This window comes from Amycolatopsis bullii (genome assembly GCF_014654205.1).
GTDB classification, from domain to species: Bacteria; Actinomycetota; Actinomycetes; order Mycobacteriales; family Pseudonocardiaceae; genus Amycolatopsis; species Amycolatopsis plumensis.
The window spans coordinates 347,731-368,504 of the sequence record NZ_BNAW01000002.1 but is presented as its reverse complement, the minus strand read 5'-3'; the positions used below and the strand labels follow the sequence as shown (position 1 = coordinate 368,504).

Here is a 20,774-nt window from a genome sequence, read left to right as displayed (position 1 = left end):
GGAGCCCCTATGAAGCGGATCGCCTTGCTGGCGCTGTCCGTCGTCCTCCTGCTCGCCGGGGCCGTGGCGCCCGCACAGGCGAGCCCGGCCGTGGCCGACGACGGCGCGAAAGTCGTCCAGGAGACCTGGCTGGACGCGCGGACCGTCGACCTGCAGATCAGCTCGCCCGCACTGGGCACCACCGGGATGGTGCGGCTGATCGTGCCGTCCGGCTGGGCGGCGCAGCCGACGCGGACCTGGCCCATGCTGTTCCTGCTGCACGGCTGCTGCGAACCGGTCGACTACCGCTCGTGGGACCAGTTCACCGACGTCAAGGCGTTCACCGCGGCCAAGGACGCGCTGGTCGTCATGCCGACGGACGGTCCGGCGGGGATGTACACGAAATGGTGGAACTTCGGGCTGAAGAACACCCCCGACTGGGACACCTTCCACACCGCCGAGGTGCGCCAGATCGTCGAACGCGGGTACCGCGGCGGGACGCGGCGGGCGATCGCCGGGCTGTCGATCGGCGGGTACGGCGCGATGGCGTACGCGTTCAAGCACCCGGGGATGTTCGGCGCCGCCGCCTCCTACAGCGGCGTGCCCAACACGCTCTACCCGGGAATTCCGGTGTGGATCATCGGCATCCTGGCCCGGGCCGGCATCTTCAACTACCTGAACTTGTGGGGTGACTCGTTCGGGATGCAGCCGATCTGGTCGGCGAGCAACCCCTACGACCACGTCGACCAGCTGCGCGGCACCGCGCTCTACGTCTCCTGCGGCGACGGGCGGACCGGGCCGCTGGACCCGCCGGGGCAGTCGGACGTCCTGGAGCCTTCGGCGCTGCTGTCGTCCCGCAGCTTCACCGACCGCCTGCGGACCGCGGGCATCCCCGCGACCGTCGACTACTACGGGCCCGGCACCCACAGCTGGCCGTACTGGCAGCGGGCCCTGCACCAGTCCTGGCCGGTCCTGGCCGGCGCGCTGGGTCTTCCGGCCTGAGCGCTCTTCCCTTTCCCCGATGGAGGTTGTGGTGAAGCCTGCCCGATGTCGCGCCGTGCTTTCGGCGCTCCTGACCTGCTGCCTGGTGGCGCTGGGCGTCGCGGCCGCGAGCCCGCCCGCCGGTGCGGCGCCGCTGCTGCCCGGGCCGTTCGACGACTCCTTCTACACCCCGCCGTCGCCGCTGCCGGCCGGGAAAGCCGGTGACGTCATCCGGTGGCGGCCGGCGGTGCCGCTGCTGAACGCGCTCAACGCCGACGCCTGGCAGGTCATGTACCTGTCGACCAACGCGCTCGGGAACCGGAACGCGGTGACCGGGACGATCCTCGTGCCGAAGGGGATCGACCCGGCCAAGGCGCCGATCATCGGCTACGCGGTCGGCACGCAGGGCCCGGCGTTCAAGTGCACGGCGTCCAAGGCGATGGAACGCGGCACGCTGTACGACCAGCCCGCCATCAACGACTCGCTCTCCAGCGGGTACGCGGTCGCGGTGACCGACTACGAGGGCTATTCGCCGGCCACCGTGCCGACCTACATCACCGGACAGTCCATGGGCCCGGCCGTGATCGACTCGGTGCGGGCGGCGCAGGACCTGCCCGCCACCCGGCTTTCGCGGGGCGCCAAGGTGATCTTCCAGGGCTACTCGCAGGGTGGCGGCGGATCGATGTGGGCCGGGGAGAAGCAGCCGGCGTACGCGCCCGAGCTGAACGTCGTCGGCGTCGTCGCGGGCGGGGTGCCGGCCGACCTGACCGAGGTCGCGAAGGGCCTCGACGGCTACATCGGCTTCGGGTTCCTGGCGTTCGCGGCGGTCGGCCTCGACGCCGCTTACCCGGATCTGAAGCTCGATTCCTTCCTCAACGACACCGGCCGCCGGCAGCTGGCCGACGCGAAGAAGAACGCCTGCACCGCGGAACTGCTGCTGAACTATTCCTTCAAGAAGATCAGTGATTACACGACGTCGAATCCGCTCGCCACGCCGCAGTGGCAGGCGCGGCTCGCGCAGAACAAGCTGGGCGCTCACCCGCCGCGGGTGCCGGTGTTCCAGTACCACGCGAGCACCGACGAGATCGTCAACACCCCGCAGGCGGAGGCGCTGCACCGGGCGTACTGCGCGGCCGGGGTGCGCGAGCAGTGGACCACCTACGTGGCCGAGCACGCCAGCGGCATCCTCGCCGGCAACGCCGACGCGCACCAGTGGATCGTGAAGCGGTTCAACGGGGAGCTCGCGCCTTCCAACTGCTGATCCGGACGCAGTGAATGACTCATTCCCGGCGTCCGACGCCAGGAATGAGTCATTCACTGCACGGGCAGGGTCAGACCTTGCTCGCGGCGAAGGCCGCCGCGTCGCCGGCTTCGCCGCCGTAGCTCAGGTGGGCCAGGATGTTGAGGCCGCCCGCCTGGCAGACCGGGTCGCCGAACGCGCAGTAGTCCTTGGTGCGGCTCTGATACGTGCCGGTGACCGAGCGCCCGATCGCGCGGATCGGGTTGCCGAACAACAGGATCGCCGCGATCCGGGGCGCCAGGTCCGCCGGGATGGTGGCGACGATCGGGCCGCCGACGACCGCGCCGGCACTGCTGATGCCGATCGAGTTGTCGACGACGTTGGCGCCCTGGGAGTAGCCGACCAGGACGAACCGCTGCTGCGGGCAGGCCGCGGCCTGCGTGCGCACGTGGTTGACCAGGTCGGTGTTGCCCTTCTGCACCGAGGCGGGCTGGCCGAGGTCGGCCGGGTAGTCGACGCGGTAGCTGCTCACCGACCGCGGGCGCAGCCGGCTCTGCACGGCCGAGAAGACCGGGTCGCCGACGATGAGGCCCAGCGTTCCGGGTTCGCCCGTGCCGCGGGCCACCGGGACGTCGATGTCGGTGCACGGCGCCGCGGTTGCGGCCGGCGCGGCGGCGACGGTGAGCCCGGCGACGGCGAAGCCGACGGCGGCCGCGGCGGAAAACAGGCGGTTCTGGGGGAAGCGAATCATGGCTGATCACACCTCGTTGTGGGAAAAGGGGGTCGGCAAGCGCTTTCCGTGGGGACGGAATTGCGTGCGTCGCTTGCGGTGATCGCAGCGTCGCAGTGGTCGCCGAACCCGGCAAGAGGTGATTTCCCGGAACGCCGGGAATTGTTCAGCCGGTGACAAACGGTCCGGTGTGGACGCTCAGGTGGCGCACTGCCCGGCCGGGCGTGGAGTGTCGAGGTGGTCCAGCAGCGCCGGATCGAGCCCCCGCAGCGCGGCCATGACGAACCCGGTGGCCAGCTCCCCGGCGGCGATCGGGTCGAGGCCGGGGGAGTGGGAGACGTGCATCGCCGCCCGTCCGACCAGGCCCACCATCATCTCGCCGAGCAGGTCCGCGCCGGGGCCGACCGGGCGCCCGTGCGCGAGCAGGTGCTCGCGCACCTGGCCGACCACGTGGGTGGCGATGGAATCGGCCAGCGCGCGGCGCTCGTTCGACATCTCGTCGACGGCCGAATCGAACAGCAGCCGGAAACTTTCCGGGTGCGCACCGGCGTAGCCGAACATCGCCATCACCGACAGCCGCACGCGCTCCTCCAGCGGGCGCGTGTTCGCCGTTTCGTACGCGCTGATCACCCAGGCGCGCAACGCGGCGACTTCCCGGCGGACCGTGGTGCGGAAAAGCGCGGCTTTGTCGCCGAAATGCGCGTAGAGGGTGGGCTTGGTGGAATCGGCGCGGTCCGCGATCAGCCCCATGGTGGCCTGCGCGTACCCCCGCTCGGCGAACACGGCGCGGGCGGCGTCGAGCAGCTGGTCGTCGGTGGGCCGGGCCGCCGGGCTGCGGCGAGCGCTGGATCGATCAGGAGGACTCTGCCGGCTCATGGAGGTGTACTGTACGGACTCCTTGCTTTACTGTCCGGTAAAGCACGCTCGATGGCATCCGGGGCTTCGCCCCGGGAGGGGTTCCGCCACCCGGACCCCCGAAAGAGCTCCGATCGCCGTCCCCCGGTGGAGGAACCCTGGTGTCCCGCGACAGTGCTCGGCAACCGGTCCCGGCTCCCCGCGACGCCGGCGAAGAAGTCGTCCGGCGAAGAGAGCTGGCCGCCCTCATGCGTCCGGCCCTGCCGGCGCTGGCGGACTGGATCGTCCGGGAGGTCGGGCGGGCGGTGCCCGTCTACGCCCGGCCCGGCGACGGCTCCTACGGCCGCGCGACCCGGCACGCCGTCGAGTGCGCCGTCGAGCTCTTCGTGGACCTGATCGAGGATCCGCTGGCCTCCCGCGACCGGCTGTACGAGACGTGCCGCCGGCTCGGCGTCGGCGAAGCCCGCGAGGGGCGGACCCTCGACGACCTGCAGGCGGCCTACCGCGTGGGCACCCGCGTCGGCTGGCGCTGGATCATGCGGCTGGGCCGGCGGCACCGGCTGTCGTCGGCGGCCATGGCGCAGCTGGCCGAGATGCTGTTCGGCTACGCGGACGAGCTCGCCCGGATGTCGAGCCGCGGCCACCGCGAAGCCTGGGCGGAGATCGAGGGCACCCGGGCGGGCCTGCGGCGGCGGCTGCTGCGGCTGCTGACCGGGCCCGGCGCGATCCCGGACGCGGTCCTCGCCGAACTCGCGGCCGCGGCGGGTTGGCCGGTGCCCCGCGAGGTGGCGGCGGTCGCCGCCGAGACGACGGTGAGCACCTCGTGGGGGTCCGACGTCCTCGCCGACCTCGACCCGTCCCAGCCGTACCTGCTGCTGCCCGCCCCGGTGGACGCCAAGGCGCTGACGCGGCTCGGCACCCGCGTCGCGGTCGGGCCGCCGACGGAGATCGGCGCGGCGGCCCACTCCCTGCGCTGGGCGCGCACCGCGCTGCGGCTGGTGGCCGACGGCGCGCTCCCGGACACGCCCGTGACCTGGTGCACCGACCACCTGACGGAGCTGTGGCTGCTGTCGGACTCGCCGCTGGCCGAGCAGGTCGCCCGGCGGGAACTGGCTCCCCTGGACCAGTTCCCGGAGCGGACGCGCCGCCGGCTCGGCGAGACCCTGCTGTCCTGGCTGCAGAACGGCGGCAACTCCGAGAAGATCGCGGTCGACCTGTCGGTGCACCCGCAGACCGTCCGCTACCGCGTGCGCCAGCTCAAGCAGGCCTTCGGTGATCGCCTCGACGACCCCGACGCGCGGTTCGCCATGCAGGCCGCCCTGCGCGCGTCGGGGCTGCGGACCGGCCGGAACGAGTTCTCCCCTCCCGACGCCCAGTAGGCCGCCCCGCTCACCTCCCGACCTTGTCCCCAGCGAGAACATGTTCTAGTTTTGGGGACGGAAGGTGGTGTGCCGGTGAAGACGGAGCTGGGCTTGGCCGGCGCGGTGGTGCTGGTGACCGGGGGCGTCCGCGGCGTGGGCCGGGGCATCACCGAGGTGTTCCTCGCCCACGGCGCCCACGTGGTCGCCTGCGCGCGGCGGGAGGCCCCGACCGAGGCCGAGTTCGCCGCGTGCGACGTCCGCGACGAGACGCAGGTCGCCGCGCTGGTCGAGGGCATCGTCGAGCGGCACGGGCGCCTGGACGTGGTCGTGAACAACGCGGGCGGGGCGCCGTACGTGTCGGCGGCGGACGCCTCGCCGCGGTTGCACGAGAAGGTCGTGCAGCTGAATCTGCTGGCCCCGCTGCTGGTCGCGCAGCACGCCAACGCGGTGATGCAGCGGCAGGAGTGCGGCGGGTCGATCGTGATGATCTCCAGCGTCAGCGGCACCCGCCCGTCGCCCGGAACCGCCGCTTACGGTGCCGCGAAGGCCGGGCTGGACAACCTGACCGCGAGCCTGGCGGTGGAGTGGGCGCCGAAGGTGCGCGTCAACGCCCTGGACGTGGGGATGGTCCGCACCGAGCAGGCGCACCTGCACTACGGGAGTGCGGCCGCGGTCGAGGCGGTCGGCAAGACCGTGCCGCTCGGGCGGCTCGCCGAACCGGCCGAGATCGGGCACTGTGCCGCGTTCCTCGCCTCCGGCCTGGCTTCCTACGTCTCCGGCGCGACCTTGCGCGTGCACGGCGGAGGAGAAGTGCCGGCCTTCCTGGCGGCGGCGGACGTCAACCATCGGGAGGATTCGTGAGCGGGTTGTGCCAGGGCCGGGTGGTCGTGGTGACCGGCGCCGGGCGGGGCATCGGGCGGGCGCACGCCCGCGCGTTCGCCGCGGAAGGGGCGTCGGTGGTGGTCAACGACGTGGACGGGGACGCGGCCGCGGAAGTCGCCGAGGCCGTCGGTGAAAAGGCGGTGGCGAACAGTTCCGACGTGGCCGATTGGGCCGGCGCGAAGGAGCTGATCGACACCGCGATCGAGCACTTCGGACGCCTGGACGTGCTGGTCAACAACGCCGGCTTCCTCCGCGACCGGATGCTGGTCAATCTGGGCGAGGACGAATGGGACGCGGTCGTGCGGGTGCACCTCAAGGGGCATTTCGCGCCGTTGCGGCACGCGGCGGACCATTGGCGGGCCGAGGCGAAGGCGGGTCGCACACCGCAGGCCCGGGTGATCAACACGAGTTCGGGTGCCGGGCTGCTGGGCAGCGTCGGGCAGGGGAACTACTCGGCGGCCAAGGCGGGGATCGCCGGGCTGACCGTGGTGGCGGCCGCGGAACTCGCTCGCTACGGCGTCACCGTGAACGCGATCGCGCCGGCCGCGCGGACGCGGATGACCGAGGGCGTGTTCGCGTCGATGGCCCGCCCGGACGAAGGGTTCGACGCGATGGCGCCGGAGAACGTCTCGCCGCTGGTGGTGTGGCTGGGCAGCGAGGAGTCTGCGCACGTCACCGGCCGCGTCTTCGAGGTCGAAGGCGGGAAGGTCTCGCTGGCGCAGGCCTGGCGGCACGGCCCGGCCGTCGACAAGGGCGAGCGGTGGGACCCGGCCGAACTCGGCCCGGTGGTGAAGGAGCTGCTCGAGCGCGCGCCCGAGCCCGAACCGGTCTACGGAGCCAGTTGATGGGGATTCTGAGCAAGCGTGACGGGCACGTCGAGGTGGTCACCGTCGACTTCCCGCCGGTGAACGCGCTGCCGGTGCAGGGCTGGTTCGACCTGGCCGACGCGATCACGCAGGCGGGCCGGGACCCCGGCGTGCACGTGGTCGTCCTGCGCGCGGAAGGCCGGGGCTTCAACGCCGGGGTGGACATCAAGGAGATCCAGCGCAGCGAAGGCTATGACGCCCTGGTCGGCGCCAATCGCGGCTGCTACGCGGCTTTCGGCGCGGTCTACGACTGCGCGGTGCCGGTGGTTGCGGCGGTGCACGGCTTCTGCCTCGGTGGCGGCATCGGCCTGGTCGGCAACGCCGACGTGATCCTCGCTTCGGAGGACGCCACGTTCGGCGTCCCCGAGGTGGAGCGCGGAGCCTTGGGTGCGGCCACCCATCTGGCCCGGTTGGTGCCGCAGCACCTGATGCGCACGCTCTACTTCACCGCCCGCAAGATCACCGCCGCCGAGCTGCACGCGCACGGCTCGGTCTACCGGGTCGTGCCGCGCGCGGAACTCGACGAAGCGGCGCTCGACGTCGCCCGGGACATCGCGAAGAAGGACCCGCGGGTGATCCGGGCGGCCAAGGAAGCGCTGAACGGCATCGACACCCAGCAGGTGCACCGCAGCTACCGCTTCGAGCAGGGCTTCACCTTCGAGCTCAACCTGCTGGGGGCGTCCGACGAGGCTCGCGAGGAGTTCTTGAATGGCCGATAAGCGCACGACCGCCGACGACGTGGTGGCCGAGCTGAAGGACGGCATGACGGTCGGGATCGGCGGCTGGGGTTCCCGCCGCAAGCCGATGGCCCTGGTCCGCGCGATCCTGCGGACCCCGGTGAAGGACCTCACCGTCGTGTCCTACGGCGGTCCCGATGTCGGCCTCCTGTGCGCGGCGGGCAAGGTGAAGCGCGTCGTCTTCGGGTTCGTGACGCTGGATTCGATCCCGTACGACCCGTGGTTCGGCCGCGCCCGCGAGACCGGGGCGATCGAGGTGACCGAGTACGACGAGGGCATGTTCGGCACGGCACTGTCGGCGGCGATGCAGCGGCTGCCGTTCCTGCCGACCCGGGCCGGGCTCGGCTCCGAAGTCATGCGCGCCAACCCCCACCTGCGCACCGTCCGCTCGCCCTACGACGACGGCGAGGAGCTGGTGGCCGTTCCGGCGCAGCACCTGGACGTGGCCCTGCTGCACCTCAACCGGGCCGACGCGCGCGGCAACGTCCAGTACCTGGGCCCGGACCCGTATTTCGACGAGCTGTTCGGGCTGGCGGCCGAGCGCTGCTTCGTGTCGGTGGAGAAGGTCGTCGAGACGGCCGAGCTGACGGCGGGCGGCCCGGTGCAGTCGTTGCTGCTCAACCGGGGCAGCGTCGACGGGGTGGTGGAATCTCCGCGGGGCGCGCATTTCACGACGGCGGTGCCGGACTACGGCCGGGACGAGCGGTTCCAGCGGCACTACGCGGCCTGCGCGAAGGACCTGGAGGCGTGGCCGGGGTTCGCAGACCGGTTCCTGTCCGGCGGTGACGAGCAGTACCTGTCCGAAGTGGACAAGTTCGAGGCGGAGGCGGAATGAGCGCGACCCGGGCCGAGATCGCCGTGGTGGCGGTGGCCGAGCTGTTCCGCGGCGACGGCGAGATCGTGGCCAGTCCGATGGGCCTGATCCCGCAGCTGGGGGCGAAGCTCGCGCGGTCGACGTTCGAGCCGGATCTGCTGATGTCCGACGGCGAGGCGTACTTGCTGACCACCGACGGCGTGGTCGAGGGGTGGCAGCCGTTCCGCAAGATGCTGGACACGATCGTCCCGCACGGACGCCGGCACGTCGTGATGGGGGCCAACCAGATCGACCGGTACGGCAACCAGAACATCTCCGCCATCGGTGACCACGCCCGCCCGAAGAAGCAGCTCCTCGGCGTGCGGGGCGCACCGGGCAACACGATCAACCACCGGACGAGCTACTGGGTGCCCCGGCACTCGAAACGAGTCTTCGTGGAGACGGTGGACGTGATTTCCGGGGTCGGGTACGACAACGCGGCCAAGGCCGGTGCGTCGGCGCAGAAGTACCACGACGTGCACCGGGTCGTCTCGAACCTCGGGGTGTTCGACTTCGGCGGCCCGGACCGCGCCATGCGGGCGGTGTCCCTGCACCCGGGCGTCACGCGGGACGAGGTCGTGGCGGCGACGGCGTTCGAGATCGACTTCACCGGCACCGGGACCAGCCGCGAACCGGACGGCGGCGAACTGCGGCTGATCCGCGAGGTGCTGGACCCGAAGAGCCTGCGGGACAAGGAAGTCCCGGCGTGAAGACGGCCCTGACCCGGCTGGTGGGGGTCGAGCACCCGGTCGTGCAGACCGGGATGGGCTGGGTCGCCGGCCCCCGGCTGGTCTCGGCGACCGCCGAAGCCGGGGCACTGGGCATCCTCGCGTCCGCGACGATGACCTTCGGCGAGCTGGAAGCGGCGATCGCCGAGGTGAAGAAGCGGACCGAACGACCGTTCGGCGTGAACCTGCGCGCCGACGCGGCCGACGCCGGTGACCGCGTCGACCTGCTCATCCGCGAAGGCGTGAAGGTGGCGTCGTTCGCGCTCGCCCCGCGGAAGGAGATGATCGCGAAGCTGCGGGAACATGGGATCGTCGTGATCCCGTCGGTCGGGGCCGCCCGGCACGCCGAGAAGGTCGCGGCCTGGGGCGCGGACGCGGTGATCGTCCAGGGCGGCGAAGGGGGCGGGCACACCGGGGGAGTGGCGACCACGTTGCTGCTGCCTTCGGTGCTGGACGCGGTCGACATCCCGGTGGTCGCGGCCGGCGGTTTCTTCGACGGACGCGGGCTCGCCGCGGCGCTGGCCTACGGCGCGGCGGGGGTCGCGATGGGCACCCGGTTCCTGCTGAGCAAGGAGAGCACGGTCCCCGACGACGTCAAACGCCTCTACCTCGAGCAGGGTCTCACCGGGACGGTCGTCACCCGCCGCGTCGACGGCCTCCCGCACCGCGTGCTGCGGACCGAGCTCGTCGACAAGCTCGAACGCACCGGCCGCCTCCGCGGGCTCGCGCAAGCCGCCCGCAACGCCCTGCGCTTCCGGAATATCACCGGCCTGTCCCCGGTTGCGATGCTCCGAGAGGGCTTCGCGATGAAGCACGGCAACGATCTGACGTGGAGCCAGCTGGTCATGGCGGCCAACACCCCGATGCTGCTGCGGGCGGGTCTGGTCGAAGGCCGGACGGACGCGGGAGTGCTAGCGTCGGGACAGGTGGTGGGCATGATCCACGACCTGCCCACGGTGGCGCAGATCGTCGAGGGCGCGGTGGCCGAGGCAGGTGAGATCCTGCAGCGCCTCGGCCGGGAAACGGGAGGATGAGCGGTGCTGAAGGTCGGATACAAGGCGTCTGCGGAGCAGTTCGGGCCGCGGGACCTGGTCGAGTACGCGGTGCGCGCCGAAGAGGTGGGGCTGGACTCGGTGTGGGTGTCCGATCACTTCCTGCCGTGGCGGCACGAGGGCGGCCACGCGCCGTTCGCGCTGGCGTGGATGCCGGCGGTGGCGGAGCGGACGAAGCGGGTGCAGATCGGGACGAGCGTGCTGACTCCGACGTTCCGGTACAACCCGGCGGTGATCGCGCAGGCGTTCGCGACGATGTCGCTGCTGTCGAACGGCCGGGTGATCCTGGGGGTCGGGACCGGTGAGGCGCTGAACGAGATCGCGGTGTCGGGGCGGGAGTGGCCGGAGTTCAAGGAGCGCTTCGCCCGGCTGCGCGAGTCGATCAAGCTGATGCGCGAGCTGTGGACCAGCGACAACGTCAACTTCGAGGGTGACTACTACCAGCTGGTCAACGCGCACATCTACGACCGGCCGGAGCAGCCGGTGCCGGTGTACGTCGCGGCCGGTGGCCCGGTGGTGGCGAAGTACGCGGGCCGGTCGGGTGAGGGGTTCATCTGCACCTCGGGCAAGGGCATGGACCTCTACACCGAGAAGCTGATGCCGTCGGTCAAGGAGGGCGCCGAGGCGGCCGGGAAGACCGTCGAGGACGTCGACCGGACGATCGAGATCAAGATGTCCTACGACCGGGACCCGGAGAAGGCCCTGGAGAACACGCGGTTCTGGGCGCCGCTGTCGCTGACCGCGGAGCAGAAGCACACGGTGTCCTCGGCCGAGGAGATGGAGCGGCTGGCCGACGAGCTGCCGATCGAGCAGGTCGCCAAGCGGTGGATCGTGGCGTCGGACCCGGACGAAGCCGTGGCCCAGATCAAGCCGTACCTGGACGCGGGCCTCAACCACCTGGTCTTCCACGGCCCGGGCCACGACCAGGAACGCTTCCTGACCCAGTTCTCCGAGGACGTCCTGCCGAAGCTGCGCGCCCTCGGCTGACCGGACCGGCTTCGATGCAGTGAATGACTGCGCTCGGGTCAGAGGCGCTCGATGATGGTGACGTTGGCGGTGCCGCCGCCTTCGCACATCGTCTGCAGGCCGTACCGCCCTCCCCGGCGCTCCAGCTCGTGCAGGAGCGTGGCGAGGAGCTTGGTGCCGGTGGCCCCGATCGGGTGGCCGAGGGCGATCCCGCCGCCGTTCACGTTGACCCGGCCGGGGTCCGCGCCGGTTTCGTCCAGCCACGCCAGGACGACACTGGCGAACGCCTCGTTGACCTCGAACAGGTCGATGTCGTCCACGGTGAGCCCGCTCTTGCGCAGGGCGTGCGCGGTGGCCGGGATCGGTCCGGTCAGCATCCACACCGGGTCCGCCGCGCGCACCGACAGGTGGTGGATGCGGGCCCGCGGCGTCAGGCCGTGTTCGGTGACGAACGCCTCCGACGCCAGCAGGGCCGCGCTCGCGCCGTCGGAGATCTGGCTGGCCACCGCCGCCGTCAACCGGGAACCCTCGCTCAGCGGCTTCAGGCCGCGCATGCGCTCCAGGCTGGTGTCGCGGCGCGGGCCCTCGTCGTGCCGGAACTCCTCCACCGGCACGGTTTCCGCGTCGAACCGGCCCTCGTCGATGGCGGCCAGTGCTCGCCGGTGACTGCGCAGCGCGTACTCCTCCATGTCCGCGCGGCTGATGTCCCAGTGCTCGGCGATCATCTCGGCGCTGCGGAACTGCGAGACCTCGGCACTGCCGTAGCGTTCCTGCCACCCTTTCGAGCCGGAGAACGGGTCGTCGAAGCCGTACTCGCGCCCGGCCAGCATGGCCGCGCTGATCGGGATGCGGCTCATGTTCTGCACACCCCCGGCCAGCACCAGGTCCTGGGTACCCGACATGACCGCCTGGGCGGCGAAGTGCACGGCCTGCTGGCTGGACCCGCACTGCCGGTCGACGGTCACCCCCGGCACGTGGTCGCCGTACCCGGCCACGAGCCACGCCGTGCGCGCGATGTTGCCCGACTGCGGGCCCAGGGTGTCGGTGCAGCCCAGGATGACGTCGTCGACCAGGTCGGCGTCGACGCCGGTGCGCTCGACGACGGCCTTGATGACGTGCGCGCCGAGGTCGGCGGAGTGCCACCCGGAGAGCGCGCCGCCGCGGCGGCCGACGGGCGTGCGGACCGCGTCGAGGAGGAAGGCTTCGGGCACGGGGGCTCCTAGGGGTGCTGGCTGCTGACGGAGACGACTTCGCCGGTGAGGTAGCTCGCGTAGTCGCTGGCGAGGAAGACCATGACGTTGGCGACCTCCCAGGGTTCGGCGGCGCGGCCGAACGCTTCGCGCTTGGTGAGGTCTTCGAGGAGTTCGTCGCTGGTCACCTTGGCGAGGAACGGGTGCATGGCCAGGCTCGGGGCGACGGCGTTGATCCGGACGCCGTGCTCGGCGGCGTCGAGGGCCGAACACCGGGTGAGGGCCATGACGCCGGCTTTGGCGGCGGCGTAGTGGGCCTGTCCGGCTTGGGCGCGCCAGCCGATGACCGAGGCGTTGTTGACGATCGCCCCGCCACCGCCCTGGGCGACGAACTGCTTCAACGCCGCGCGGGTGCAGCGGAACGTTCCGGTGAGGGTGATGTCGAGGACGCGTGACCACTCCTCGTCGGTCATCTCCAGGACCGATTTCGTGCCGCCGAGTCCGGCGTTGTTGACCAGCACGTCGAGCCGTCCGAACTGCTCGACGGTGCCCGCGACCAGAGCCTGGACCTGGTCTTCCTGGGTCACGTCGCAGGGGATCGCGTGGACGTCGCCGAGTTCGGCGGCCTTCTCCTTCAGCCGCCGCTCGTGCCAGTCGCTGATGACGACCTGCGCGCCTTCTTCGAGGCAGCGTTTCGCCACCGCGGAGCCGATCCCGGTGCCCGCGGCCGCGGTCACCACGACCACTTTCCCGTGCAGAAGGTCGTGGCCGGGTGGGTAGGTCGGGATCACGGGCGAGCCTCCCGGGGTAGGCCGAGGACGCGCTCGGCGATGATGGTGCGTTCGATCTCGTCGGACCCGCCGTAGATGGTGTCGGCGCGGGTGAACAGGAACAGCCGTTGCCACTCGTCGAGTTCGTCCCCGTCGGAGACCATCGACCGCGCGCCCCGGGCCCGCATGGCGAGTTCGCCCAGCCCGCGGTGCCATTGCGCCCACAAGAGCTTGCCGACGGCGACTTCCGGTCCGGCGGCCTGCCCGAGCGTGCGCAGGGCGTGGGCCCGCAGGACGCGCAGGCCGATGCGGGCGCGGGTGAGGTCGGCGCGCAGCAGCGGGTCGTCGTAGGTGCCGAGCCGCCGGGCTTCGGCGGTGATGTCGTCCAGTTCGCGGCGGAAGCCGATCTGCTGGCCGAGGGTGGAGACACCGCGTTCGAAGCCGAGGGTGGCCATCGCGATCTTCCAGCCTTCGCCCGGTTCGCCGACGATGTGGCCGGCGGCGGTGCGGGCGTCGTCGAAGAAGACTTCGTTGAACTCGGACGTGCCGGTGAGCTGCTGGATCGGCCGGATCGTCACGCCCTCTTGGCGCAAGGGCACGAGCAGGTAGGACAGGCCGTGGTGGCGCCGCGAACCGGATTCGGTGCGGGCCACCACGAAACACCAGTCGGCGACGTGGGCGAGGGAGGTCCAGATCTTCTGGCCGTTGATCACCCACTCGCCGTCCCGCAGCACCGCGGACGTGGAGACGGCGGCCAGGTCCGAGCCGGCGCCGGGTTCGGAGTAGCCCTGGCACCACAGTTCCCGCACGGCGGCGATGCCGGGCAGGAACCGGTGGCGCTGTTCGGGGGTGCCGAAGGCGATCAACGTCGGGCCGAGGAGCTGTTCGCCGATGTGGTTGACCCGCGCCGGGGCGCCGGAAGCGGCGTATTCCTCGTGGAAGGCGACCTGGTCTTCGAGGGACAGCCCGCGGCCGCCGTGCTCGACCGGCCAGCCCACGCACGTCCAGCCCGCGGCGGCCAGATGACGTTCCCAGGCCAGCCGCAGGTCGAACTCCTCGTGCTCCCGTCCCGGCCCGCCGAGACCGCGCAACCGGGCGAACTCGCCGGTCAGGTTGCCGGCGAGCCAGTCCGCGACTTCGCGGCGGAATCGCGACGGTTCCACGCACGCCTCCTTGCTGCCGGGCCGGTCCGGCACCTAGGGTAATGAGAACACGTTCTACTTTGTCGGTCCAGAGGAGGCAGTGGTGGGACAGACCACGATCCCGGCCGTCGTCCGCGATGCCGCCGCGAAGTTCGGATCCGCGGAAGCACTGGTCGACGGCCTGGTGCGGCTCGGCTACGACGAGCTTCTGGAACGTGTTCGGACGGTCGCGCGGGCGTTCGCCGCGTGCGGCGTCCAGGCGGGCGACCGGGTCGCGATCGCGCTGCCCAACACCCATCACTGGGTCTGCGCCGCGCTCGGTGCCCTCTACGCGGGCGCGGTCCTGATCCCGGTCAACACCCGCTTCACCGCCACCGAGACGGTGGACCTGCTCGTCCGCGGCCGGGCCAGGGCGCTGGTGGTGGCCGCCGACTTCCTCGGCACCGACCGCCACGCCGCGATCCGGGACACCGGCGCCGAGCTGCCCGATCTCGCCACGGTCGTCCGGGTGCCGCTGCAGGAGCCGCACCGGCCCGTCGAAGGCACGCTCGGCTGGGACGAGTTCCTGGCCCGCGCCGAGCGGGTGTCGCCGGCCGACGCCGAGGCGCGGGCGGACGCCGTCGCCCCGGACGACGTCAGCGACATCCTCTTCACCTCCGGCACCAGCGGCCGCTCCAAGGGCGTGCTCTCGGCGCACCGCCAGACCGTCGACGTCGCCGCGGCGTGGGCGGAGTGCGGCCAGGTCACCGCGGACGACCGGTACCTGGTGATCAACCCGTTCTTCCACAGCTTCGGCTACAAGGCCGGCATCGTGGTGGGCCTGCTGACCGGCGCGACGATCGTCCCGCAGGCGGTGTTCGACGTCCGCGAGGCGCTGAAGGTGATCGAACGGGAACGGATCTCGGTGCTGCCGGGCGCGCCGACGGTCTTCCAGTCGCTGCTGCACGAACCGCGCAAGGGCGACCTTTCGACGCTGCGGCTGGCGGTCACCGGCGCGGCCAGCGTGCCGGCCTCGCTCGTCCGGCGGATGGGGTCCGAGCTGGGGTTCGAAACGGTGTTGACGGCTTACGGCCTCACCGAAGCCGTCATGGTGACGATGTGCCGCCCCGGCGACCCCGCGGAACTCGTCGCGAGCACGTCGGGCCGGGCGACCGCGGGCTTCGAAGTGGCGATCCACGGTTCGCCGGGCGAGATCGTCCTGCGCGGGCCGAACGTGATGCTCGGGTACCTCGACGACCCCGAGGCGACGGCGGAAGCCATCGACGAGGACGGCTGGCTGCACACCGGTGACGTCGGCGTGCTCGACGCCGACGGCAACCTCACCATCACCGGCCGGCTCAAGGACATGTACATCTGCGGCGGCTTCAACGTCTACCCGGCCGAGGTCGAGAGCGCGCTGACCGAGCTGGCCGGCGTCCGTGACGTCGCCGTGGTCGGGGTCCCGGACGAGCGGATGGGCGAGGTCGGCAAGGCGTTCGTCGTCGGGTCCGGGCTGACCGAGGAGGCGGTCCTGGCCTTCGGCCGCGAGCGGCTGGCCAACTACAAGAACCCGAAGTTCGTCGAGTTCGTGGACGAACTGCCCCGCAACGCTTCCGGCAAGGTGCTGAAGCGGCTGCTGACCGAGGAGACGGCATGAGTGAAACGGTGGTCCGGTCGCAGCGGCGGGGACCGGTCGCGGTGGTGACGATGAACCGGCCGGACTACCGCAACGCGCAGAACTCGGCCATGACCTACGCCCTCGACGACGCCTTCACCGACGCGGTGAACGATCCCGAGGTGAAGGTGATCGTGCTGGCGGGGGCGGGGAAGCACTTCTCGGCGGGGCACGACATCGGGACGCCCGGCCGTGATGTGGACGTCCCCTTCGACCGGCGGGCGGTGATGTGGTGGGACCACACCGACCGGGTCGGGGGTGATCAGCGGTTCGCCCGGGAGTCCGAGGTGTACCTGGGGATGTGCCGCCGGTGGCGGGAGATCCCGAAGCCGATGATCGCCGGCATCCAAGGCGCGTGCATCGCCGGTGGGCTGATGCTGGCCTGGGTGTGCGATCTGATCGTGGCTTCCGACGACGCGTTCTTCGCCGACCCGGTGGTGCGCATGGGGATTCCGGGGGTCGAGTACTTCGCGCACCCGTGGGTCCTCGGCCCTCGCGCGGCGAAAGAGGTCTTGTTCACCGGCGAGCGGTTCACGGTCCAGCAGGCCAAGGAGTGGGGGATGGTGACCCGGATCGTGCCGCGTGCGGAGCTGGAGGAGCGCACTCTCGAACTCGCGGAGAAGATCGCCGGGATGCCGTCGTTCGGGCTGGCGCTGGCGAAAAAAGCGGTCAACCAGGCCGAAGACCTGATGGGCCTGCGGTCCGGAATGGACTCGGTGTTCGGCCTGCACCACTTCGCGCACGCCCACAACGCCGAGACCTCGGAGGACTCGCTCGGCGGGCAGTCGGCGCGGTCGATGCGTGACGCGAACAAGGAGGCCTGATGGACCTCGACATCGACGAGGCTTCGGAGGCCTTCCGCGTCGAGGCTCGGGAGTGGCTGGCCTCGCACGTCCGTTCCCTGCCGTCGATGGACACCGCCGAGGGGTTCGAGGCGCATCGCGCGTGGGAAGCCGAGCTCGCCGAGGCGCGGTGGTCGGTGGTGTCGTGGCCGCGGGAGTACCACGGGCGGGACGCGTCGATGCTGCAATGGCTGCTGTTCGAGGAGGAGTACTACGCCTCGGGTGCGCCGGGACGGGTGTCGCAGAACGGGATCTTCATGCTCGGGCCGACGTTGTTCGCCCACGGCACCCAGGAGCAACGCGACCGGATCCTCCCGCCGATGGCGACCGGCGAGCAGGTCTGGGCGCAGGCCTGGTCCGAGCCCGAGGCGGGCAGCGACATCGCGGCGCTGCGCAGCACGGCGGTGCGCACCGACGGGGGCTGGCTGCTGTCGGGGCAGAAGACGTGGAGTTCGCGGGCGGCCTTCGCCGATCGGGCGTTCGGGCTGTTCCGGACCGACGCCGAGGCCCAGCGACACCACGGCTTGACCTACTTCATGATCGACCTGCGTGCCGAGGGCGTCACCGTGCGGCCGATCCCGCAGCTGGACGGGGAACCCGGTTTCGCGGAGATCTTCCTCGACGGCGTGTTCGTGCCGGACGCGGACGTGATCGGCGAGGTGGGCCAGGGCTGGCGGGTCGCGATGACCACCGCGAACAACGAACGCGGGCTGTCGCTGCGCAGTCCCGGCCGGTTCCTCGCCGCCGCCGGCCGGCTGGTGGAGCTGTGGCGCTCGCAGGGCGCCTCGGCGTCCACAAGGGACAGAGTGGCCGACGCCTGGATCGGCGCGCGTGCCTATCAGCTCTACACGTTCGGCACGGTCAGCCGCCTGCAGGACGGGGGAGAGCTGGGTCCGGAGTCGAGCGTGAACAAGCTGTTCTGGTCCCGTTTGGACGTCGAGCTGCACGAGACCGCGCTGGACGTGCTCGGCCCGGACGGGGAGACCGATCCGGCCTGGGTGAACGGCTACCTGTTCTCCCTCGCGGGCCCGATCTACGGCGGCACCGACCAGATCCAGCGCAACACCATCGCCGAACGGCTGCTCAAGCTCCCGAGGGAGGCCCGCCGATGAGGTTCCAGCTCTCGCCGGAGCAACGGCAGTTCGCCGCGACGCTGCACGAGCTGCTGGGCGGGGCGGACACCGCGGCCGCCGCCCGCGCCTGGGCGGCGGGGGAGCACGACCGCGGCCTCAAGCTCTGGCGGGCGCTCGCCGACGTCGGCGTCTTCGCGTTGCTGGTCGACGAGGACCTCGGCGGGCTCGGCGCCGGTCCGGTCGACCTGGTGGTCGCCTGCGAAGCGCTCGGCTACCACGCCGTCCCGGGCCCGGTCGTCGAGTCGGCCGCGGTCGCCCCGGCGCTGCTGACCGGGCACCGGCTCACCTCCCTCGCCGAGGGCGACCTCGTGGCCACCGTCGTCGCGCCGCCGGAGGTCCCCCTCGCTCTCGACGCCGACATCGCGGGCGTGGTGCTGGACCTCACCGGCGCGCAGCTCACCGGAGCCGGCGACCTCGTGCGCTCGATCGACCCCGCGCGGCGGTTGTTCCGGGTTCCGGACGCGGCCGGTGCGTCGAGTGGCGGCGCGTTCGACCGCGGGGTCCTGGCCGTGGCCGCCCAGCTCGTGGGGGCAGGGCAATGGCTCCTCGACACGTCGGTGGCGTACGCGAAACAACGCAAGCAGTACGGCCGGGCGATCGGCGAATACCAGGCGATCAAGCACCTCCTCGCCGACGTCGTCACCCGGCTCGAACTGGCCCGGCCGCTGCTGTACGGCGCGGCCGTCGCCGGGGAGACCTTCGCGCGGGACGTCTCGGCGGCCAAGGTGCTGGCCGGGGACGCCGCGGTGCTCGCCGCGCGCACCGCCCTGCAGGTGCACGGCGCGATCGGCTACACGGCCGAGCACGACCTCGGCCTCCGGCTGACGAAGGTGCGGGCCCTCGCCGGGGCCTGGGGGACCGGGTCGTTCCACCGCGCGCGGGTCCTCCGATGACCGACCCGATGGAGACCGAGGAAGCCCGGGCGCTGCGGGACGCCGTCCGGGCCCTGCTGACCCGCCGGTCGGGACCGGAGGCGGTGCGGGCCGCGATGGCGTCGCCGCTGGGGTACGACGACAAGCTGTGGTCGACGCTGTGCGAGCAGATCGGTGTGGCCGCACTGGCGATTCCGGAGCACTACGGCGGTGCGGGCGCCGGGCTCCCCGAGGTGTGCGTCGTGCTGGCGGAACTCGGCCGGACGCTCACCCCGGCGCCGATGCTGGGCTCGGCGGTGCTGGCGGCCCAGGCGCTGCTCCTGACCGGCAACGACGCCGCGTGCCGCGAACTGCTGCCGGGCATCGCCGCGGGCACGACGCTGGCCGCGCTGGCCTGGTCCGGCGAGGACGGCCGGTGGACGCCGGCCCTGCGCGCGTCGGACGCGGGACTCGACGGCCGCGCCTGCTACGTCCTGGACGGCGACCTCGCCGACGTCCTGCTCGCCGTGGCTCGTAGCGACGACGGGACCGGGCTGTACGCAGTGCCGCTGGACGGGGTGCGCCGTTCGCGCGTGACGAGCCTGGACCCGGGCCGGCGGCTCGCGGTGGTCGAGTGTGCTTCGACGCCGGCTCGCCGTCTCGACGTCGGCGGGTTCGGTTCGTCGCTGCGGCAATTGCGGGACACGGCGACGGTCGCGGTGGCGGCGGAGCAGGTGGGGGCGGCCGCGCGGGCGCTGGAGCTGACGGTGGAGTACACGAAGCAACGCCAGCAGTTCGGCCGCCCGATCGGGTCGTTCCAGGCGTTGAAGCACCGGATGGCGGACGTGCACGTCCACGTCGAAGCGGCCCGCTCGGCGCTGTACGCGGCCCTGGTGGACGGCGACGCCGAGGCCGTCGAGACCGCGAAGGTCGTGTGCGGCGAGGCGTTCGCGCATGCGGCCGCGGAGATGATCCAGCTCCACGGCGGCATCGCGATCACCTGGGAGCACGACGCCCACCTGTACTTCAAACGCGCCCACGGGACAGCTCTGCTCTTCGGGCCCCCAGACCTCGTGAGTGGTGAGGCGGGCTAGAACCCGCCTTACCACTCACGAGGGTCAGCGGGGCGGCGCGCTCGTCGAGGACCCGGGGCTCAGCCGGTGAGCCGGGCGGCCGAGCCGGGTAGCTCGCGGTTCGCCTCGTCGAGGCGGTGGGCGATCACCCGGCAGGCCCGGCAGGCGGCGACGTGGCCGGCGACGGCGTCCGCCCGGCGCGGCGGCAGTGCGCCGCGGACCCAGGCGCCCATCCGGCGGCGCGGTTCGCGGCAGGCCGGCTCCTCCGGCTCGGGTACCTGGACCTGCAGGTAGGCCTGCCGCAGGCCTTCCCGCGCCCGCATCGCCAGCGCCGCGACGCTGTTCGGCGACAGCCCCAGCGAAGGGGCCACCTCCGTCGGGCTGCCGCCTTCGGCCGCGGTGCGCCACAGCACCGTCCGCCACCGGCCGGGCAGCGTGCAGTAGGCCGACCAGACGAGCCGGGCGTTCGACCGGTGCAGGGCGAGCTCGTCGGCACCGGTCGACCGCCCGGACTCGGGGACGGTGGCCCACAGCTCCACCCGGTTGCGCTGCCGGCTCCACCGGGCCACCAGATTGCGCAGGGTCACCACGAGGTAGGGCCGCAAGTCTCCCTGCGGCCCGCCGCCGGCCCGCACGATGGTCAGCACCCTGGCGAACGTCTCGGCCACGAGATCGTCCCGCTCGGCGGGCTGCCGCGCCCACGCGCCGGCGGTCCGCCACAGCGGCTCGGCGTGCCGCCGGAAGAGCCGTCCGGCGGCGTCGAGATCCCCGGCCCGCAGGGCGGCGAGCAGCACCGCGTCCGGCACGTCGTCGGCTGGTTCCATGACCTCCGGGTACCCCGAGTAAGAGGTACAGCGATGTCCGTAATCGCCGGTCAGCCCGATCGGGT

Annotated in this window: 21 protein-coding genes; 15 read left to right on the top strand and 6 right to left on the bottom strand. The window is 71.9% G+C overall.

All coding sequences use genetic code 11. The features are described 5' to 3' along the window. Positions 1–9 precede the first annotated feature (9 nt). Together IE317_RS04215 and IE317_RS04210 are read left to right on the top strand one after the other, a co-directional pair. Positions 10–981, top strand: coding sequence for an alpha/beta hydrolase (locus IE317_RS04215; protein ID WP_191306694.1), 972 nt, complete (start codon positions 10–12; stop codon positions 979–981). 19 nt (positions 982–1,000) lie between these two features. Beyond that, entirely contained in the window at positions 1,001–2,221 is a 1,221-nt protein-coding gene (locus IE317_RS04210; RefSeq protein ID WP_191306693.1) for a lipase family protein, read from the top strand. Between the two features lie 70 nt (positions 2,222–2,291). On the opposite strand, the gene IE317_RS04205 is transcribed toward IE317_RS04210, so the two are convergent. Both IE317_RS04205 and IE317_RS04200 read right to left on the bottom strand, forming a co-directional pair. Next, positions 2,292–2,951 (bottom strand): cutinase family protein, encoded by a 660-nt coding sequence (locus tag IE317_RS04205; protein ID WP_191306692.1) that lies wholly within the window; start codon positions 2,949–2,951, stop codon positions 2,292–2,294. Positions 2,952–3,128: 177 nt separating this feature from the next. Then, entirely contained in the window at positions 3,129–3,806 is a 678-nt protein-coding gene (locus IE317_RS04200) for a TetR/AcrR family transcriptional regulator (protein WP_191306691.1), read from the bottom strand. 140 nt (positions 3,807–3,946) lie between these two features. Here IE317_RS04200 and IE317_RS04195 point away from each other — a divergent pair, with 140 nt between their 5' ends. From IE317_RS04195 to fgd, 8 genes are all read left to right on the top strand, one after another. Then, entirely contained in the window at positions 3,947–5,164 is a 1,218-nt protein-coding gene (locus IE317_RS04195; protein WP_229902454.1) for a helix-turn-helix domain-containing protein, read from the top strand. 75 nt (positions 5,165–5,239) lie between these two features. Continuing rightward, complete coding sequence (locus tag IE317_RS04190; protein WP_191306690.1) at positions 5,240–6,007, top strand: SDR family oxidoreductase; 768 nt, start codon at positions 5,240–5,242, stop codon at positions 6,005–6,007. Further along, entirely contained in the window at positions 6,004–6,873 is an 870-nt protein-coding gene (locus tag IE317_RS04185; protein WP_191306689.1) for an SDR family oxidoreductase, read from the top strand. The genes IE317_RS04190 and IE317_RS04185 overlap by 4 nt, the downstream gene beginning before the upstream one ends. After that, the gene (locus IE317_RS04180; RefSeq protein ID WP_191306688.1) at positions 6,873–7,613 is read left to right on the top strand and encodes an enoyl-CoA hydratase family protein; all 741 of its coding nucleotides are present in this window, start codon (positions 6,873–6,875) and stop codon (positions 7,611–7,613) included. Before IE317_RS04185 ends, IE317_RS04180 begins: the two co-directional genes overlap by 1 nt. Then, positions 7,603–8,466, top strand: a complete 864-nt coding sequence (locus tag IE317_RS04175; RefSeq protein ID WP_191306687.1) for a CoA transferase subunit A — start codon at positions 7,603–7,605, stop codon at positions 8,464–8,466. The genes IE317_RS04180 and IE317_RS04175 overlap by 11 nt, the downstream gene beginning before the upstream one ends. Next, complete coding sequence (locus IE317_RS04170; RefSeq protein WP_191306686.1) at positions 8,463–9,194, top strand: CoA-transferase subunit beta; 732 nt, start codon at positions 8,463–8,465, stop codon at positions 9,192–9,194. Before IE317_RS04175 ends, IE317_RS04170 begins: the two co-directional genes overlap by 4 nt. Continuing rightward, a complete protein-coding gene (locus IE317_RS04165; RefSeq protein ID WP_191306685.1) occupies positions 9,191–10,246 on the top strand; it encodes an NAD(P)H-dependent flavin oxidoreductase in 1,056 nt (351 codons plus the stop codon). Before IE317_RS04170 ends, IE317_RS04165 begins: the two co-directional genes overlap by 4 nt. Before the next feature lie 3 nt (positions 10,247–10,249). Next, the gene (fgd, locus tag IE317_RS04160) at positions 10,250–11,251 is read left to right on the top strand and encodes a glucose-6-phosphate dehydrogenase (coenzyme-F420) (RefSeq protein ID WP_191306684.1); all 1,002 of its coding nucleotides are present in this window, start codon (positions 10,250–10,252) and stop codon (positions 11,249–11,251) included. A 38-nt stretch (positions 11,252–11,289) separates the two neighbouring features. On the opposite strand, the gene IE317_RS04155 is transcribed toward fgd, so the two are convergent. From IE317_RS04155 to IE317_RS04145, 3 genes are read right to left on the bottom strand one after another with little or no spacing between them, the layout of a single operon-like run. Further along, on the bottom strand, positions 11,290–12,441 hold the full coding sequence (locus IE317_RS04155; protein WP_191306683.1) for an acetyl-CoA C-acetyltransferase: 1,152 nt from the start codon (positions 12,439–12,441) through the stop codon (positions 11,290–11,292). An 8-nt stretch (positions 12,442–12,449) separates the two neighbouring features. Next, positions 12,450–13,211: an SDR family oxidoreductase gene (locus tag IE317_RS04150; RefSeq protein ID WP_191306682.1), complete on the bottom strand. Its 762-nt coding sequence runs from the start codon at positions 13,209–13,211 to the stop codon at positions 12,450–12,452. Next, the gene (locus IE317_RS04145) at positions 13,208–14,353 is read right to left on the bottom strand and encodes an acyl-CoA dehydrogenase family protein (protein WP_191306681.1); all 1,146 of its coding nucleotides are present in this window, start codon (positions 14,351–14,353) and stop codon (positions 13,208–13,210) included. The genes IE317_RS04150 and IE317_RS04145 overlap by 4 nt, the downstream gene beginning before the upstream one ends. Before the next feature lie 82 nt (positions 14,354–14,435). On the opposite strand from IE317_RS04145, the gene IE317_RS04140 reads away from it, so the two are divergent. The 5 genes from IE317_RS04140 to IE317_RS04120 are packed head-to-tail and all read left to right on the top strand — an operon-like array spanning position 14,436 to position 19,906. Beyond that, on the top strand, positions 14,436–15,968 hold the full coding sequence (locus tag IE317_RS04140) for a FadD3 family acyl-CoA ligase (protein ID WP_191306680.1): 1,533 nt from the start codon (positions 14,436–14,438) through the stop codon (positions 15,966–15,968). After that, positions 15,965–16,810: an enoyl-CoA hydratase gene (locus IE317_RS04135; protein ID WP_191306679.1), complete on the top strand. Its 846-nt coding sequence runs from the start codon at positions 15,965–15,967 to the stop codon at positions 16,808–16,810. The genes IE317_RS04140 and IE317_RS04135 overlap by 4 nt, the downstream gene beginning before the upstream one ends. Next, positions 16,810–17,940: an acyl-CoA dehydrogenase family protein gene (locus tag IE317_RS04130; RefSeq protein WP_191306678.1), complete on the top strand. Its 1,131-nt coding sequence runs from the start codon at positions 16,810–16,812 to the stop codon at positions 17,938–17,940. The genes IE317_RS04135 and IE317_RS04130 overlap by 1 nt, the downstream gene beginning before the upstream one ends. After that, positions 17,937–18,854 carry an acyl-CoA dehydrogenase family protein gene (locus tag IE317_RS04125; RefSeq protein ID WP_191306677.1) on the top strand — a complete coding sequence of 306 codons (918 nt, stop codon included), beginning with the start codon at positions 17,937–17,939 and terminating at the stop codon, positions 18,852–18,854. Before IE317_RS04130 ends, IE317_RS04125 begins: the two co-directional genes overlap by 4 nt. Next, the gene (locus IE317_RS04120) at positions 18,851–19,906 is read left to right on the top strand and encodes an acyl-CoA dehydrogenase family protein (protein WP_191306676.1); all 1,056 of its coding nucleotides are present in this window, start codon (positions 18,851–18,853) and stop codon (positions 19,904–19,906) included. Before IE317_RS04125 ends, IE317_RS04120 begins: the two co-directional genes overlap by 4 nt. 59 nt (positions 19,907–19,965) lie before the next feature. Here the strand turns inward: IE317_RS04120 and IE317_RS04115 are convergent, their stop codons facing one another. Then, positions 19,966–20,709 carry a sigma-70 family RNA polymerase sigma factor gene (locus IE317_RS04115; protein ID WP_191306675.1) on the bottom strand — a complete coding sequence of 248 codons (744 nt, stop codon included), beginning with the start codon at positions 20,707–20,709 and terminating at the stop codon, positions 19,966–19,968. Positions 20,710–20,774 lie beyond the last annotated feature (65 nt).

Bases quoted from the DNA above. Each gene is read 5' to 3' on its own strand.
- IE317_RS04170 (WP_191306686.1), top strand. From the start codon at position 8,463: ATGAGCGCGACCCGGGCCGAGATCGCCGTGGTGGCGGTGGCCGAGCTG.
- IE317_RS04180 (WP_191306688.1), top strand. From the start codon at position 6,873: ATGGGGATTCTGAGCAAGCGTGACGGGCACGTCGAGGTGGTCACCGTC.
- IE317_RS04120 (WP_191306676.1), top strand. From the start codon at position 18,851: ATGACCGACCCGATGGAGACCGAGGAAGCCCGGGCGCTGCGGGACGCC.
- IE317_RS04130 (WP_191306678.1), top strand. From the start codon at position 16,810: ATGGACCTCGACATCGACGAGGCTTCGGAGGCCTTCCGCGTCGAGGCT.
- IE317_RS04200 (WP_191306691.1), bottom strand. From the start codon at position 3,806: ATGAGCCGGCAGAGTCCTCCTGATCGATCCAGCGCTCGCCGCAGCCCG.
- IE317_RS04125 (WP_191306677.1), top strand. From the start codon at position 17,937: ATGAGGTTCCAGCTCTCGCCGGAGCAACGGCAGTTCGCCGCGACGCTG.
- IE317_RS04205 (WP_191306692.1), bottom strand. From the start codon at position 2,951: ATGATTCGCTTCCCCCAGAACCGCCTGTTTTCCGCCGCGGCCGCCGTC.
- IE317_RS04215 (WP_191306694.1), top strand. From the start codon at position 10: ATGAAGCGGATCGCCTTGCTGGCGCTGTCCGTCGTCCTCCTGCTCGCC.
- IE317_RS04135 (WP_191306679.1), top strand. From the start codon at position 15,965: ATGAGTGAAACGGTGGTCCGGTCGCAGCGGCGGGGACCGGTCGCGGTG.
- IE317_RS04210 (WP_191306693.1), top strand. From the start codon at position 1,001: ATGGAGGTTGTGGTGAAGCCTGCCCGATGTCGCGCCGTGCTTTCGGCG.
- IE317_RS04115 (WP_191306675.1), bottom strand. From the start codon at position 20,709: ATGGAACCAGCCGACGACGTGCCGGACGCGGTGCTGCTCGCCGCCCTG.
- IE317_RS04175 (WP_191306687.1), top strand. From the start codon at position 7,603: ATGGCCGATAAGCGCACGACCGCCGACGACGTGGTGGCCGAGCTGAAG.